The 15,210-nt window shown below is 38.7% G+C and carries 13 protein-coding genes and 2 tRNA genes; 3 read left to right on the forward strand and 12 right to left on the reverse strand.

Annotated features, from left to right (window positions below; translation table 11 throughout):
• Window positions 1–521 precede the first annotated feature (521 nt).
• Window positions 522–824, reverse strand: coding sequence for a DUF6172 family protein (locus D172_RS11235; protein WP_007375896.1), 303 nt, complete (start codon window positions 822–824; stop codon window positions 522–524).
• Window positions 825–1,082: 258 nt separating this feature from the next.
• Window positions 1,083–1,610: a VC2046/SO_2500 family protein gene (locus tag D172_RS11240; protein ID WP_033023203.1), complete on the reverse strand. Its 528-nt coding sequence runs from the start codon at window positions 1,608–1,610 to the stop codon at window positions 1,083–1,085.
• Window positions 1,611–1,722: 112 nt separating this feature from the next.
• Between D172_RS11240 and D172_RS11245 the strand changes: the two genes are divergently transcribed.
• Window positions 1,723–1,807, forward strand: a tRNA-Tyr gene (locus D172_RS11245).
• Between the two features lie 49 nt (window positions 1,808–1,856).
• Window positions 1,857–1,941 (forward strand) — tRNA-Tyr (locus D172_RS11250).
• A gap of 42 nt (window positions 1,942–1,983) precedes the next feature.
• Here the strand turns inward: D172_RS11250 and D172_RS11255 are convergent.
• The 3 genes from D172_RS11255 to D172_RS11265 form a co-directional block, all read right to left on the reverse strand.
• Complete coding sequence (locus tag D172_RS11255) at window positions 1,984–2,682, reverse strand: M48 family metallopeptidase (RefSeq protein WP_007375898.1); 699 nt, start codon at window positions 2,680–2,682, stop codon at window positions 1,984–1,986.
• 510 nt (window positions 2,683–3,192) lie between these two features.
• Window positions 3,193–3,648 (reverse strand): VOC family protein, encoded by a 456-nt coding sequence (locus D172_RS11260; protein WP_033023210.1) that lies wholly within the window; start codon window positions 3,646–3,648, stop codon window positions 3,193–3,195.
• A gap of 16 nt (window positions 3,649–3,664) precedes the next feature.
• Window positions 3,665–4,396 carry an HD domain-containing protein gene (locus tag D172_RS11265; RefSeq protein ID WP_007375900.1) on the reverse strand — a complete coding sequence of 244 codons (732 nt, stop codon included), beginning with the start codon at window positions 4,394–4,396 and terminating at the stop codon, window positions 3,665–3,667.
• A gap of 64 nt (window positions 4,397–4,460) precedes the next feature.
• On the opposite strand from D172_RS11265, the gene D172_RS11270 reads away from it, so the two are divergent.
• Window positions 4,461–5,651, forward strand: a complete 1,191-nt coding sequence (locus D172_RS11270) for a class I SAM-dependent methyltransferase (protein WP_007375901.1) — start codon at window positions 4,461–4,463, stop codon at window positions 5,649–5,651.
• A gap of 20 nt (window positions 5,652–5,671) precedes the next feature.
• On the opposite strand, the gene D172_RS11275 is transcribed toward D172_RS11270, so the two are convergent.
• The 7 genes from D172_RS11275 to zwf form a co-directional block, all read right to left on the reverse strand.
• Complete coding sequence (locus tag D172_RS11275) at window positions 5,672–5,968, reverse strand: PilZ domain-containing protein (RefSeq protein WP_008135574.1); 297 nt, start codon at window positions 5,966–5,968, stop codon at window positions 5,672–5,674.
• Window positions 5,969–5,976: 8 nt separating this feature from the next.
• Entirely contained in the window at window positions 5,977–6,357 is a 381-nt protein-coding gene (locus D172_RS11280) for a response regulator (RefSeq protein WP_007375903.1), read from the reverse strand.
• Between the two features lie 75 nt (window positions 6,358–6,432).
• Window positions 6,433–10,320, reverse strand: a complete 3,888-nt coding sequence (gene hrpA / locus D172_RS11285) for an ATP-dependent RNA helicase HrpA (protein ID WP_007375904.1) — start codon at window positions 10,318–10,320, stop codon at window positions 6,433–6,435.
• Between the two features lie 194 nt (window positions 10,321–10,514).
• The gene (locus D172_RS11290; RefSeq protein ID WP_033023212.1) at window positions 10,515–11,546 is read right to left on the reverse strand and encodes an isoaspartyl peptidase/L-asparaginase family protein; all 1,032 of its coding nucleotides are present in this window, start codon (window positions 11,544–11,546) and stop codon (window positions 10,515–10,517) included.
• A 291-nt stretch (window positions 11,547–11,837) separates the two neighbouring features.
• On the reverse strand, window positions 11,838–12,542 hold the full coding sequence (locus D172_RS11295) for a SapC family protein (RefSeq protein ID WP_007375906.1): 705 nt from the start codon (window positions 12,540–12,542) through the stop codon (window positions 11,838–11,840).
• Window positions 12,543–12,880: 338 nt separating this feature from the next.
• Window positions 12,881–13,591 carry a 6-phosphogluconolactonase gene (pgl, locus tag D172_RS11300; protein ID WP_007375907.1) on the reverse strand — a complete coding sequence of 237 codons (711 nt, stop codon included), beginning with the start codon at window positions 13,589–13,591 and terminating at the stop codon, window positions 12,881–12,883.
• A gap of 2 nt (window positions 13,592–13,593) precedes the next feature.
• A complete protein-coding gene (gene zwf, locus D172_RS11305; protein ID WP_007375908.1) occupies window positions 13,594–15,066 on the reverse strand; it encodes a glucose-6-phosphate dehydrogenase in 1,473 nt (490 codons plus the stop codon).
• Between the last annotated feature and the right edge of the window lie 144 nt (window positions 15,067–15,210).

The raw sequence follows: 15,210 nt of genomic DNA on the forward strand, positions 1-15,210 counted from the left end.
ATACGCACGAAAAGTTATTTATTTCCAAAAAACTCAGCGTCTCTAAATAAAATTTTTATACCAATCTGCTTATGTATGGGGTCTATCTAACGTTAAGAAAATTACGCTAGAACTAGGCAAAAGTTTTTGTATCTAGTTGTTCTAAATGAAAAATTTTTAACGACGTTATAGTGCAATTTAATTCGTTAAATTGATCAAAGATTTATGCAGGTTGGTATTATAGGGTTATTAGATAATTTATATTGTTCAAATACTTATACCAACTTTTTTAATTAAGTGATCTATTTTTAGATAACAGAATCGTGTCGATAACAAGACAAAAAATCGTTATTTAATTGGTCTATATCAGAAATTTTTAACGCCGTTAGCGTCAGATTTAATCCCTCAAACTGATTAAGCATTATTGCGGATTGGTTAGTTGGTTAGTATTATTCAGATTGATATTAAAACCCACATAACACATAACAAAAATGGACCACTTGGGTCCATCTCTACTTTTACGAGTACTTAAAATTTAAGAGTTACTCGTCGTCATCTAAATCAGCTTGTTGACGCTGTGCCGGCTTTGCTAAAATCTCTACGTAGAAAGACTTTAAATCTTGCTTTTCGATGTCGCTGATATGATTGCTAATCTCTGCAACGTGCACTACTTGAGCATCTTCAGCTGTATTACCAAACTTACAGTCAAATGCCCAGTAATCAGCATCTTCAGGTAGCGTTTTATTACGTTCTCTTTTCAAATATTTTTTCACTTCGTGCTTTGCAGCATCGACCATACGAGGGTATTTGATTTTCTCGTGATTCAGCGTGAATGTTTTCTTCATTACGTTCCTAATTACCTTGGTTTAATGATAACGGCATTTCATGTCATACCATTTGACATCATTATAGCAATTGCATTAAATTTTTGGATGCTTTTTTTAAACTAAATCAATTTTTAGGCAATTAACATTATAAATAGCTACAAAGCCTCTCTTTTTAGCCATCATTATTATAAAAATGACCATTTAAAGCTTGTTTTACTGGGCCTGACATAAGCTAATTTGAAATCGTAGATAGATAAATTATTTTGTAGGTCAATATTATGCTGTAGCTAAGTGAAGCGGTTGATGTAATGATTCATCATTAAGACCATCATAGAATGAAGCTACGTCCATTTGCGGATGCGATAGCTGAGTCTCTTTGTTCTTAATACGTCTGCGCACAGCTAGCTCACAATTATCAAGCACATTGAGTGGAATATGAGCTAAATCATTTCTTATTGAAAGTGGTTCAGGGTTTAAGCAGTGTCGTAACTTAATATCGCTCATACCTGCATGCTCTCCCACATTTGATAATAAAGCGGCGTTGTGTTGCCCAATCAACATATTAAACTCATCCGGTGCTAAAGGCTGCTTCGGACCCGAACCAAATTGCTTACGAAGTGTCTCTTCTTCAACAATAGGGTTTTCAATATCTGTTTTTGGAAAATGGAACTGACTAAAATCAAGCGCATCGTGGGATAACATTGCCAATAAAAGAGAAAACTCTCCTCGACGTTGTTCGTGTACACTTTTATTCAACCGTGTACTTAGTTGACTCTCTGTGATTAACAAATCGTCGATTTGCATAGACTTTAGCCGATTATTGTAGGTAATAGATATTTATCGGCTTTATTTCATTTTTCTTTAGCTTTTTTCTTTACTTAAATATAAGTTTTGCTATTATCAGCGCCGTTGCACTGGAGGGGTTCCCGAGCGGCCAAAGGGATCAGACTGTAAATCTGACGGCTCAGCCTTCGCTGGTTCGAATCCAGCTCCCTCCACCACTTTTCTTACCGCTAAGTTAAGTGGGGCCAAGTGTAACAAAATTAGTGTGGAGGGGTTCCCGAGCGGCCAAAGGGATCAGACTGTAAATCTGACGGCTCAGCCTTCGCTGGTTCGAATCCAGCTCCCTCCACCACTTTTCTTCTAAAATACCTTATATTTTAAACTTCAATATTTTTTAAAATTCCCACTGTAAACTTTGTCCATTATTCTTTAACCAATCTGATGCTATCTTATGATCCGGATAAAACTTAGCTACACGTTGCCAAAATACACGACTGTGGTCTAAGTGACGTAAATGCGCCAACTCGTGGACTATGACGTAGTCTATAATTGATTTTTTGGCTCCAATCAAGAGTAAGTTAAACGTAAGCTCACGTTTACTATTACAACTCCCCCATTTACGTTTATAGATACGTATTCGTAAATCATTCGGTAAAGGTTCCTCCATTAGTTTACAAAAGTGGGCAAGACGCATATCAATATATAATCCTAATTTTTCAGTTAAATACGCCTCAAGTAATGTTTTATACTTCAATTTTTTATGGCTCACTCGAGAAGAACACAATACGCTTAATGTATTCTCATGCTCTATAACTTGAGAATGCAAAGCGTGTTCAAACGTTATGTCTATAAGATTTGAGAAAATTAGAATTTTATGTGTTTCGAGTGGATATTGCTTTGAGTCTGCAATATTAATCTGTTTATCAAGTTGGCTATTTACCCAATCTCGTTTCTCAACCAACCATAAATCCAACTGTTTTTTAGGAACATAATGAGGCGCATAAACGGTTATTGACCGTTGGTGCACTTTAATAGCAACAGTCTTACGTCGGGCACTTCGCTTTAATTGATACTCAAACAACAGTTCTACCACATTTAACCAACACGAAATTTCTAATATTTTATACCAATAGGCTTAAGTATGGGATCTAATTAATAATAAAAAACAGGTCTATAACTAAGTGAAAACTTTATATCTAACTGCTTCAAACGATAATAGAAGACCAAGCCTTGCTGACCTTACAATATTAAAGTTCATTTTATCTAAGAGCGATTTAATCGCTGCGTGAGGTGTGTCACCTAGTGGGGTCGGTAACTTTTCATGCGTTACCTTACTGACTTACATCCATGTGAAAACAAGTAAAAACCTAGCAAAGCTTCTGCGTCCTGATCACGATTTTCACCTATATTTGTGCAGCGACAAAACGTAAATTACCTTTAGGTTGAATCCTAAAAACAGCGCATGTCTGGCACTTATGTTAACTGTACAAGCACAAATAATTGCTAAAAAATACAGTTTCACTTGAAACAAAAAAGCAGCGAATAAACCCCAATTAGATATTATTCAAAGTGATAGCAGTATGATAAAAACTTACACATAAATTCATATAATGGGAATTATAGGATTAACTACATTAGCTTTTTTAGATGAATGCGAACCTAAGTTAACCGATGGATAGTAAAGTTTTATATACGAGTAATCATGAGATGTGATCTCATGGCTATTACCACTGTCATCTTTAAAATACATTGAAAACGTTACACCATGATCAGCAAGAACCGCTTTTATATTTAAACTTTCAAGATGACTAAGCCACTGTATAAATTGCTCCCCTGTTGCCAAAAATGCAATTCCTTTACTGCGCCCCTCACCTTCAAAAAGTGCTAAACGAGTCTTTGAACTAGCATCCTCGAGCGTTAAAGGTCCTCGTCCGTCCTCATTCCAAAAAGCAAGTTCGGGTACTATACTAAAACCTAAAACGCGCTCATACCATTTAACTGCATTCGATAAATTTTCAACATTCAAATGGCAATGATCAATACCTGACAATTTAGGCATATTTTTATTATCCACGTTACTCACCAATTTCTGACTTTAATTGCTCTAAAAACTCATGCATGTAAACTGTACGCCTATTCGCTTCTGCTTTAGCTGATGGGGTATTCATGCTTTGAGCAATATGTAATAGTTTTATAAAAAAATGATCAAGTGTATATTTTTTATCATCAGCTTCTCGTTCAATACAAAAAGGGTCTTCTGGGTTATACAATAACCGAGAAATTGAGCCGCCAACTTTCATACATCGACTCACTCCAATCGCACCTAGTGCATCCATTCTGTCAGCATCTTGTACTATTTGCGCCTCAACTGTTTTAATTTCTATATTTGCGCTAAAGCTATGAGCCGCAATAGCATGATGAATATCATCAAAAAGTGACTCGTCATAATCAATCGATTTTAAAAATTCCAGTGCCTTATCTGCTGCCATAGTAGAGGCTTTTGCACGATCAGGGTGGTTTTTAGCCACCGCCACACAGTCATGCATCCACGCTGCAGGTAATACAACTGACATATTAGCCTGCTCTGCATTACATAGTTTTATTGCAACGCGCACCACTCGCTCTATATGCGTAATATCGTGAGCCACATCGGCATGCACTAAAGAGGTTATAAATTCTCTGCATTGTGAATTAAGTATTTGTAAATCGGGGCTTAAAACGGCGTCAGGCACTTTCAGGTTCCAAAAGCTAATTAATAAGTGAATTATTAGTACTTTACCGTGCTTTATAGCCCTCTTGCAAAACATTCATTGTATGTTGCCCGCTGCTTGACTAAAATACAGCGCTTATTTATTACTACTGAGAAGCCTTATGTCATCTGCCGTTTACCTACAAGCTGGTCGCGATAAATCATTAAAAAGAAAACACCCTTGGTTATTTTCAAAAGCCATCAAAAAAATTAAAGGTAAACCTGGATTAGGCGACACAGTAACGATTCACGATAGCGAAGGTAAGTTTTTAGCAACTGCTGCTTATAGCCCTCATTCACAAATTCGTGCACGTGTTTGGAGCTTTGACGAAAAAGAAATCATCGATCAAAACTTTTTTGAACGCCGTTTACGTCGCTCATTAGAAGCACGGAGCCAAGTAATAGAAGAAGGCGGATTAACAGGCTTTAGATTATGTGCAGCTGAGTCTGATTACTTACCAGGCGTTACAATCGATAAATTTGATAATGTACTAGTTTGTCAGTTACTAAGTGCGGGTGCCGAGCGTCATAAAGGCGAGATTGTTGGCGCGTTAATGGCTATTTTTCCAGGTTCTAGCATATACGAGCGCTCAGACGTAGAAGTACGTACAAAAGAAGGTTTGGAGCCAATTAAAGGTGTTCTTTGGGGTAATGAGCCAACACAACCTGTACTTATTGAAGAAAACGGCTTAAAAATTGAAGTCGATATAATTGAAGGTCATAAAACCGGATTTTACTTAGATCAACGCGATAGCCGTGCTGCACTTGAGCGTTTTTCAAAAGACAAAACGGTACTTAACTGTTTTAGTTACACAGGTACATTTTCGTTGTACGCTTTGCGTGGCGGGTGTGAGCATGTCACTAACGTTGATGTATCGCAACCAGCGTTAGATACTGCTAAACGTAATGTTGAGCATAATAACTTAGACTTAAATAAAGTTGATTTTGTGAAGCAAGATGTCTTTAAGTTGCTGCGTCAATACCGCGACGAAGGCAGACAGTTTGATACCATCGTAATGGATCCACCAAAGTTTGCTGATAATAAAGCGCAGCTAACGGGCGCGTGTCGTGGTTATAAAGACATCAACATGATTGCTATGCAAATACTAAAACCAGGTGGAACACTACTGACATTCTCTTGCTCTGGCTTAATGGAGCAAAACCTATTTCAAAAAGTTGTTGCTGATGCGGCTCTTGATGCGGGCAAAGATCTACTTATAATGGAGCGATTAAATCAAGCAGCCGATCACCCAATTGCGGGTAGCTACCCTGAAGGCTTTTACTTAAAAGGCTTAATTTGTAAGGTTTTTTAATATCTAATCATTCAATTTAATTAGTTAAACTGAATGATTTCAAGGCCTGCTGTTATTGTGCCATCATCTTCTTTGCTGGCACGTATTACCTTAGCCGTTGCTTTTAACGGTGCAATGCTAGGGTGAGTAGACGCTATATCAACTGTTAAAATAGTATCTGGCTCAAGTAAATCATCCAAATGCAATGATAACCCTGTCGCGCTCAAATCAACACACTCTGCCGTATAATTCAAGCCAGCTACTGGCTCCACTGTTGTTAAATTTGCAGTCGCATTTACCTGCATACGCCTAAAGTTTCGTTTGTCATCTGTGAACATAAATCCCTCTATACTATTGTATTAATTTGCTCTAACAATACACTCATTGAAAATGGTTTTACTACATAAGCGTCGCATCCTGCGTCAAATCCGGCTTTTTTCTCCAACTCCGACTCAAGGCCAGATACCATAACAATAGGTATATTTTTTGTCTCCGGGGTATGTTTTAGCATACGACATGTATCGTAACCATCAAGTCCTGGCATGCACACATCAAGTAAAATTATATCAGGTGGATTAGCAACCGCTGATGCTAAACAACTTTTACCTGAATCAGCATAGCTCACATCAAATTTAGCAGTGAGTGCTGCTTTAAGAATTTCATAATTAAAATACTCGTCGTCGACGACTAGCAGCCGTCGTGTTTTAGGTTCGATCAATGAGGACATGGGTATGCCGTTTCCTTCTCAAAGCAAAAATAAGTCCTCCCATTAAGGTACTAAGCTTAATGGAAAATGCAAGTTTTATTCTATTTCTTTTATTGCATTTAAAATGCGTTTTGATGAAATAGGATATGGAGTTCCTAATGTTTGGGCAAACAAAGAGACTCTTAGTTCTTGCTGCATCCAAAAAATAGCGGTTACTTCTTGGGGAATTGGCAACCCTTTAGGTGTTTTATTAGTTAATTTCTTATATTCAATTGCCACTTTATCAAGTTCAAGTACGCATAACCTATCTCTGTTTGGATCAACTGGTAATTTTTCTAAGCGTTTTTGAATGGCTTTTAGGTAACGGATTAAATCCGTTATTTTATCTGCGCCATGCGCGCTCACAAAACCTTTAAATATAAGTGACTCAAGCTGTGATTTTATATCGCCGTGCGCCGTTATCATGGTTAAATCAACGCGCCCTTTCATTTTTTTATGCAGCGCGTGAGCAATACTTAATACTTGCTCAACCTGCGTTGCAATCGACACAACAGCATCACCGAGCTCACCGCGTATTTGCTCTTTTACTGTTTCAAATGCTTTTTCGTCGCGTATATCACCGTGTTTTACTAATAAGCTATCGACACCTGCGGCTATACAGTCATCAATTAAATCAGCTATTTTACCAAATGGATTAAAGTACAAACCCAGCTTTGCTTTATTCGGTAAGTTTTGTTGTAAATACTTAATTGGCGATGGCACATTTAATAACACTAAACGGCGCAAACCTTGTTGATGTGCTTGCTGCGCTTTTGCTTCGTTATCAAACAGCTCCACTGCAGCGGCTGATTTTTTATCCACCAGCGCAGGGTATGCTTTTATCTCATATTGACCTTGCTTTTTAACGTATGAAGCGGGTAACTCACCAAAATCCCATTGTGTTAGGTCTGATTTTTCAATGCCTTTATCGGCTACTTTAGAGAGTGTTTCGGTTACTTCACCTTGCAGCTCTGCTTTAAGTTTGGCTAAATCAAGTCCACGAGCAAGTAACTTATCGTGTTCATCACGTACTTCAAACTGCAATCTTAAATGCGGTGCAAGCGCGGTTAAATCCCATGCCTCTGGATCAACTTTTACACCTGTCATTCTCAATAAACGCGTCGTTAATGCATCAATTAAGCTCCCTTGCATTGGCTCAATAGCTGCCAGCACTGCATCAGCATAGTTTGGTGCTGGCACAAAATTACGACGAAGCGATTTAGGCAATGACTTTATAAGTCCACTTATTAGCTCATGCCTAAATGCTGGTATGTGCCAGTCAAAACCACTTTCTTGCACTTGATTCAACAGCGCGACCGGTATTTGTACCGCAACGCCATCAACTGCTTGGCCTGGATCAAAATGATAAGCAAGCGGCAATATAATATTGTCTTGTTGCCATGTATCAGGGTAGTCAAACTCGGTTATATTACTTGCACCATGCTGCATTAACTCTTCACGAGTCATGTGTAAGTAATGCTTATTTTGTTGTTTTTGTGTTTTATACCATTTTAAAAATGCAGCGCGGTTATTAATTTCTTTGGGTATTTTTTTATCGTAAAATTCAAATAACGTTTGCTCATCAACTAAAATATCACGACGACGTGACTTATTTTCCAGAACTTGAATATCTTCTATTAGCTCACTGTTAAAGGCTAAAAAGCGCTCATTTAAGCCCAGTTCTTGCTCAACTAATGCAGTGCGTACAAAAAGCTCTCGGCTCACTTTAGGGTCAATATTGCTATAAACACAGCGGCGTTTGTTTACAACGAGTAGGCCGTACAAAGTTTGCTGCTCAAACGCAATTACCGCACCTGGCTTTTTCTCCCAATGAGGTTCTGTGTAACTACGTTTTACTAGGTGTTGTGCTAATGGCTCTACCCAGTTAATGTCTATTTTTGCATTTGTGCGGGCATATAATTTACTGGTTTCTACCAGCTCTGCTGACATGATCCATTTAGGGCTCTTTTTAAATAAACCTGAACCCGGAAAAATATGAAACTGACTATTACGTGCGCCTTTGTATATTTGTTTTTCATCTTTGAAGCCAATGTGGCTTAGCATCCCGCTTAATAACGCCTTGTGCACAAGCTCGCCATCAGCCGCTTGGCTGGTTGCTTTCATGCCCATTTCGTTACACACAGTACTTATTTGATAAACAATATCTTGCCATTCACGCAGACGCATATAGGCCAAAAAGTCTTTTTGACACAGCTTTCTAAATTGGCCGTTAGTCAGCTCGCTTTGCTGCTCTTCTAGGTAATTCCATAAGTTTAAAAAAGCAATAAAATCTGAATCTGGGTCGTCAAAACGACCGTGCTTTTCATTGGCCGCAGCACGTTTTTCTTGTGGGCGTTCACGTGGGTCTTGAATAGACAATGCTGCCACAATAATAATCACTTCACGCAATGCGCCAAGTTTATGGGCCGTAAGTACCATTTTAGCTAAACGAGGGTCAACCGGTAATCGGCTAAGCTCTCTACCTGAAGCGGTTAAACTCGTTTTGTTATCACGTTTGTCTGGTTTTACTGCTTGTAGTTCTTCTAATAACGATAGACCATCACTTATATTACGGCTATCTGGCGCTTGCACGAACGGAAATTGCGCCATATCACCAAGCCCGAGTGCCAACATTTGTAAAATAACAGACGCAAGGTTAGTACGCAGTATTTCAGGGTCGGTAAACTCTGGGCGCGATAAAAAATCATCCTCAGAGTACAAGCGAATACAAATACCCGCTTCAACACGTCCACAACGACCCATACGCTGATTAGCACTTGCTTGTGATATAGGCTCTATTGGCAAGCGCTGTACTTTTGTACGATAGCTGTAGCGACTTATACGCGCAGTACCTGGGTCTATTACATAACGAATACCCGGCACGGTGAGTGACGTTTCGGCTACGTTAGTCGATAAAATAATATGGCGACGAGAATGTGGCGCAAATATACGGTTTTGCTCTGCGTTAGATAAGCGCGAATAAAGTGGCAATACATCGGTGTGTTTTAAATTACGCTTGCTAAGTGCATCAGCGGTATCGCGTATTTCACGCTCACCATTTAAAAATATGAGAATATCGCCAGGGCCTTCAGCGCACAGCTCATCAACGGCATCAAAAATACCTTGTAGCTGATCGCCCTCGGCTTCCATATCATCTTTATTAATATCAGTAATAGGGTTGTAGCGCACATCAACTGGGAAAGTACGACCCGATACTTCTATAATAGGCGCATCATCAAAGTGCTTTGAAAAGCGCTCAGGATCAATAGTCGCTGAGGTAATTATTATTTTTAAATCAGGGCGTTTTGGAAGTAGGTTTTTTAAGTAACCTAGAATAAAGTCGATGTTTAAACTACGCTCATGCGCTTCATCGATAATAATCGTGTCGTATTGATTTAAAAAGCGGTCTTGCTGAATTTCTGCCAGTAAAATACCGTCAGTCATCAGTTTTACATACGTATTATTAGAAACCTGATCGCTAAAACGTATTTTAAAGCCAACTTGCTGACCAAGCTCACACTTCATTTCTTCAGCAATACGATTAGCCACGGTACGCGCTGCTAATCGGCGTGGTTGCGTATGCCCTATTAAACCATCAACACCACGACCAAGCTCTAAACACATTTTAGGTATTTGAGTTGTTTTGCCTGAGCCCGTCTCACCGGCAATAATAACCACTTGGTTATTTGCAATGGCGTCTTTAATTAATTCCTTTTTTTGACTTACTGGCAATTGCTCAGGGTAAGTCACTTTAGGGAGGCCAGCTAGGCGCTTATCGCGTAATTCTTGGCTACGGGTTATATCAGCCGCTATTTTTTCAAGCGCGTTGGCATGCTTGTTTTCATCGGTTATTTTTTTTACGCCATGTAAGCGTTTTTTGAAAATGAATTGATCTTTTTTTAAGCACGTTTTTAGCTCGCCAAACAACTGACCTAGGTTTACCACCCGCATACCTTATAAAATTAGTTAAAGAGCCGTAATTGTATCAAATTAAACGGCTGGGGTTAATCCTACAAAATGCATAACGCGAGGTTGTTTGTTATATAAACGCTGTTATTGAACTAAACGGTGAATAATAAATTTATTTTAAGCAGTTATTTTCAGCGCTAACTACATTGAATAAATTAAATGACGTTGGCTTATTCGTCGTTAAAAATGCCCACGTAGGTCGCTTGCGTATTCGATTTACTAGCTCGATACATGCCAGAGGTATTAAACGGCAAGCTAATATTCCCCTTAGTATCAATAATAATGACGCCGCCAGTGCCACCAATGGGCTTAAGCACACCGTTTATAACTTCATCCCCTGCTTCGGCTATGGTTTTACCTTGGTACTTAACGCGCGCACATATATCGCTTGCTACGTTATAGCGAATAAAATATTCACCATGCCCTGTTGCCGATACTGCGCACGATTCATTTTCAGCAAATGTTCCGGCCCCAATTACCGGCGCATCCCCCACGCGGCCATAACGTTTTGCCGTCATACCACCGGTTGATGTACCTGCTGCTAAATTACCATTTTTATCAAGCGCCACTGCGCCAACCGTGCCCATTTTGTAAGAGTTAGGTAATGCTTTGTGCGCGGCTTGGTACTCTTTACTGGTTGCTTTGGCTTTATCTAATTTTTGTTTTGCTTTTAAAAGTGCTTTGTAACGAGATTCGGTATCAAACAAGTTATTTTCGATAAGCTCAACACCTTGCTCTTTAGCAAACTCCTCAGCGCCTTGCCCACTGAGCATTACGTGTACAGAGTTATCCATTACCAAACGCGCTAAATTAATTGGGCTCTCAATATGCTTTACACCCGCAACTGCACCTGCTTCACGGTTTCGACCATCCATTATTGATGCATCAAGCTCATGTCCGCCATCGTAAGTGTATACCGCTCCACGCCCTGCATTAAAATAAGGGGATTGCTCTAATACTGCAATTGCTGCAGTCACCGCATCTAAGCTTTCGCCGCCTTGATGTAATACTTTATAACCTGTCTCTACTGCTTGCGTTAATTTTGCCCGATACTCTTCTTCTTGAGCGGGTGTAAATCGTGCTTTTTCTATTGTCCCTGCCCCACCATGAATCGCAATGGCAAAAGGAGTCTCTGCAGCTACTACGCTATTACTTAAAGCAAAAAAGCTGCTCGCAAAAAATGCTAATAATGGTGTTTTCATAATGAATTCTTTTATGGGGAAGTTATAAACCAATGTGAATGGTTGCGGGCTTAATTTCAACCAAAGTGAGTTTAATGACATAAAAAAAGCGCCTTAAGGCGCTTTTTCAAAATTTAACGTGTTTGTAATACCAATTTTATTAAAAACATGATTATTCTAGCGTATTAAATAGCTCACTAACTACGTTGAAAATTATTTATATAGAACAACTATGTATCATAATTTTAGCCTTGTTATTGAGCTATTTTCTTATCGCTATAATAGAACACTAATTTAATGCAATTGGTATAATTAAGCTTGTTGAGCTTTTAAACGCGCTAAACGTGCTACTTGATGAGTAGACGTTAAGAAAGAATAAATTGGTGCTAAGTAACCACGTTTACGAAGCTCTAGGAAATCAGCATCGCTTAGCTCGTTTAGCTTTTTCTCATCGATAAGGTAAATACCGTTGATGTCTTTTTTCTCGCCTTTAATGTCTACTGTAAGCGTTTGCGCAATTAGTAGCTCTTTATCAGCAAGGAATTTAGTGAACGCTTCAGTTACTTGAGAAAACTCAATAAAAGATACAAGCGCTTCTTTACGACGTTTTAGGTAATCAGTCTCTTCGCCATTTTCGAATAATGCGTTGCCTTCATCTTCACCAACAAGCGCACTTGCTTCATCAATTACAATGCCGAATTGATCTTGCTCTGGGTGCTTAACTAGACCCAGTGGGTAACGAGTAGATGCCATTGGTGCAAATGCTGCTGTCCATTTACCATCTTCTACAAAAAGGTTTTCGCCTGGCTCAAGACCAAACATAGCGACAGCTTGGTAAGTGTCATTTTCGTTATTTTTAACGAATGACATTGGAAACTCGTTTGCTACACGTGCAAACTCATGTGCAACTACTGGCACTAAATGTTGAGTTTTCATGAATTCTACATTGATGCCATTTTTAATTTTAATGTTGGCATGTTTTTCGTTGTGTAAAGGCTGTACTTGTTGCTCCGCCATGTTACTGCTCCGTTTATTTTTAGTTTATGTGTTTCATTTTTAATACCTTAAGGCTAATGCTTTTGAAACCAAAAAGGAAGGGAAACTTTTATGACAGTCGTCATCAAAAAATAAAATTTAACTAAATCCAAGCATTGCTAAAAAACACACAACCAAAACACATAAAATCAGATTAAAAACAATACACTTAATGATTGTTTTTAATACAAGTTACGGATACTCATTCACATTGATTAACATTCAGAGTGCGTTTATTTATAGTGTTTAGACTTAAATTTGAGCAAATAAAAAAGGCAGCTTATATAAACTGCCTTTAAAAATCACATTGGTACTTTAATTTAAGGCGCCCAATACACTTCAATATTTATGCTTGGGTGGTTAAGTACAGCGCGAAGTGGCATATCATTAACATCGCCCCCCGCTTTTGCTTGCTTATAAACAGCGAGTTTTTCTTCACCGCTAATTAAAAGCTTAACTACTTTAGATTGCGCAATGGCATTTAAAGTTAGTGTCATTCTCTCAGTAATACTACCTGTTACTTCACTTTGTATCGCGTTAATAGCACACACTGATTGTGTGGTTGTTAAACCATGCTTTAAACCGTTTGCATTTGGGAATAACGACGCTGTATGGCCATCAGGGCCCATACCTAAAATAGTCACATCATATGGTATTTTTAGTTCGCTATAAGCCGTTTCACACTCTTGTGTGCCCTGTTGGGCCGTTGCAGCAGTGTTCTTCATAGTAATAAAGTTAGCAGCACTACCATGATTTTGTAATAATGTACTTTTAATAAATGCTTCATTACTTTTTTCATGGCTTGAGTCTACCCAACGCTCATCAACCATAGCAACATCAACATGTTGCCAATCTAAATCAAGGGTTGATAAATGCTTATAAGCAGGTGCTGGTGATGAACCGCCTGATACCATCAATACAGCACGTCCATCATTTTTAATACCATCACGCAGTGATTGCTCAAGCGTTGCTGAAAGCTCTTTCGTCAACGCATCTTTATTATCAAAAAATTTCTCAACTAATGTTGCCATATTTATGCCTTATCGCCCGCGTTAAACCACACATGGCTCTTCTCTGCCAATAACTCATCGGCATCATCAGGACCCCAGCTACCTGCACGATAAAGTGCCGGTTTGCCTTTTTCTTGCCATCTGTCAATAATTGGATCAATCCATTTCCACGCTTGACGTACTTCATCACGATGAATAAATAACGATGGGTTATCGGCAGCCGCATCAAGCATTAAACGCTTGTATGCATCTGAGTGAAAACCGTTACTGTAAGCTTGTGAAAGCTCAATATTCATTGTTACTGGTTCAAGTTGCATTTCCAAATTATCGAGGCGCTTAGACATAAGCGTTAGTTGAATTGTTTCCTCTGGTTGCAAGCGAATAACAAGGCGATTTGGCTCAATATTACCTACGTTATCTTCGTAAATATTATGAGATACTTTTTTGTATTCAACCACAATTTCTGCACAGCGCTTAGCCATACGTTTACCTGTACGAAGATAAAATGGAACACCAGCCCAACGCCAGTTATCAATGTGTGCACGAATCGCAACAAAGGTTTCTGTTTTGCTAGAGCCTTCTTTTAGTTCTTCAAGATAACCGGGTACAATTTTACCATTTAAGTCACCAGGCACATATTGACCGCGCACAATATTTTCATCAACATCGCTACCATTCAGTGGGCGAAGTGCTTCTAATACCTTTAGCTTTTCATTTCGGATACTGCTGGCGTTAAGTTTATTGGGCGCTTCCATTGCAACTAAACACAGTAGCTGTAACAAGTGGTTTTGAACCATGTCACGAAGTGCGCCCGCTTTATCGTAAAAACCAGCGCGGCTTTCAAGGCCAACCGTTTCTGATAAGCTAATTTGGATGTTATCAATAGACTTAGCATCCCACATATTTTCAAACAATGAGTTTGAAAAACGCAGCGCCATTAAGTTTTGTACTGTTTCTTTACCTAAGTAATGATCAATTCGGAAAATTTGCTCTTCATTAAAAAACTCTGCAATTTTTCCGTTAATTGCTTCAGCAGAATCACCGCAATAGCCAATTGGTTTTTCAACAACAACACGTGATGTAGGGGTAATTAAACCTTTCGTAGAAAGTATTTCACAGCAAGTGCCGTATACAGCTGGCGGAAGAGATAAATAAAACACACGCGATTTAGTGCTTTCGTGCTCATCTAGAATGCCTTTTAGCACATCCCAATTATCATCCGCTTCTGTAACATTACTTACTACTGGCACTAAAAAAGTAGAAAACGCTTTCCAATCTTTAGCGTTAAACTCACCTTTGCTTAAAAATTCTTGTAATGCTTTATGCGCTGTTTCTACGTATTCAGCACGTTTAGATTCTTCGCGCACTGTTGGTAGGATACGTGAGCCTTCAGGTAAATTACCTTCTTGATATGCTCTGTACATTGCAGGTAGTAATTTGCGTAACGCAAGATCACCACCGCCCCCAAAAATTATAATATCAAAAGGATTAAGCATAGTTACTCTCTACGTTGTGATACCCAGTACATTTTATAAATGCGCGGGTATGCCTATTTATTGCTAGATTAGATGGCTTTTATAACTGTATTTAAATAAAAGCCTGCTGAATTGTTCTGTATTGATGATTTATTATTATTTATT

The sequence above is a fragment of the Pseudoalteromonas sp. Bsw20308 genome (assembly GCF_000310105.2).
Classification (GTDB): Bacteria; Pseudomonadota; Gammaproteobacteria; order Enterobacterales; family Alteromonadaceae; genus Pseudoalteromonas; species Pseudoalteromonas fuliginea.

Coding starts and splice junctions, on each gene's coding strand:
- D172_RS11235 (WP_007375896.1), bottom strand. CDS start 824: ATGAAGAAAACATTCACGCTGAATCACGAGAAAATCAAATACCCTCGT.
- D172_RS11240 (WP_033023203.1), bottom strand. CDS start 1,610: ATGCAAATCGACGATTTGTTAATCACAGAGAGTCAACTAAGTACACGG.
- D172_RS11260 (WP_033023210.1), bottom strand. CDS start 3,648: ATGCCTAAATTGTCAGGTATTGATCATTGCCATTTGAATGTTGAAAAT.
- D172_RS11265 (WP_007375900.1), bottom strand. CDS start 4,396: ATGTTTTGCAAGAGGGCTATAAAGCACGGTAAAGTACTAATAATTCAC.
- D172_RS11270 (WP_007375901.1), top strand. CDS start 4,461: ATGTCATCTGCCGTTTACCTACAAGCTGGTCGCGATAAATCATTAAAA.
- D172_RS11275 (WP_008135574.1), bottom strand. CDS start 5,968: ATGTTCACAGATGACAAACGAAACTTTAGGCGTATGCAGGTAAATGCG.
- D172_RS11280 (WP_007375903.1), bottom strand. CDS start 6,357: ATGTCCTCATTGATCGAACCTAAAACACGACGGCTGCTAGTCGTCGAC.
- D172_RS11290 (WP_033023212.1), bottom strand. CDS start 11,546: ATGAAAACACCATTATTAGCATTTTTTGCGAGCAGCTTTTTTGCTTTA.
- D172_RS11295 (WP_007375906.1), bottom strand. CDS start 12,542: ATGGCGGAGCAACAAGTACAGCCTTTACACAACGAAAAACATGCCAAC.
- pgl (WP_007375907.1), bottom strand. CDS start 13,591: ATGGCAACATTAGTTGAGAAATTTTTTGATAATAAAGATGCGTTGACG.
- zwf (WP_007375908.1), bottom strand. CDS start 15,066: ATGCTTAATCCTTTTGATATTATAATTTTTGGGGGCGGTGGTGATCTT.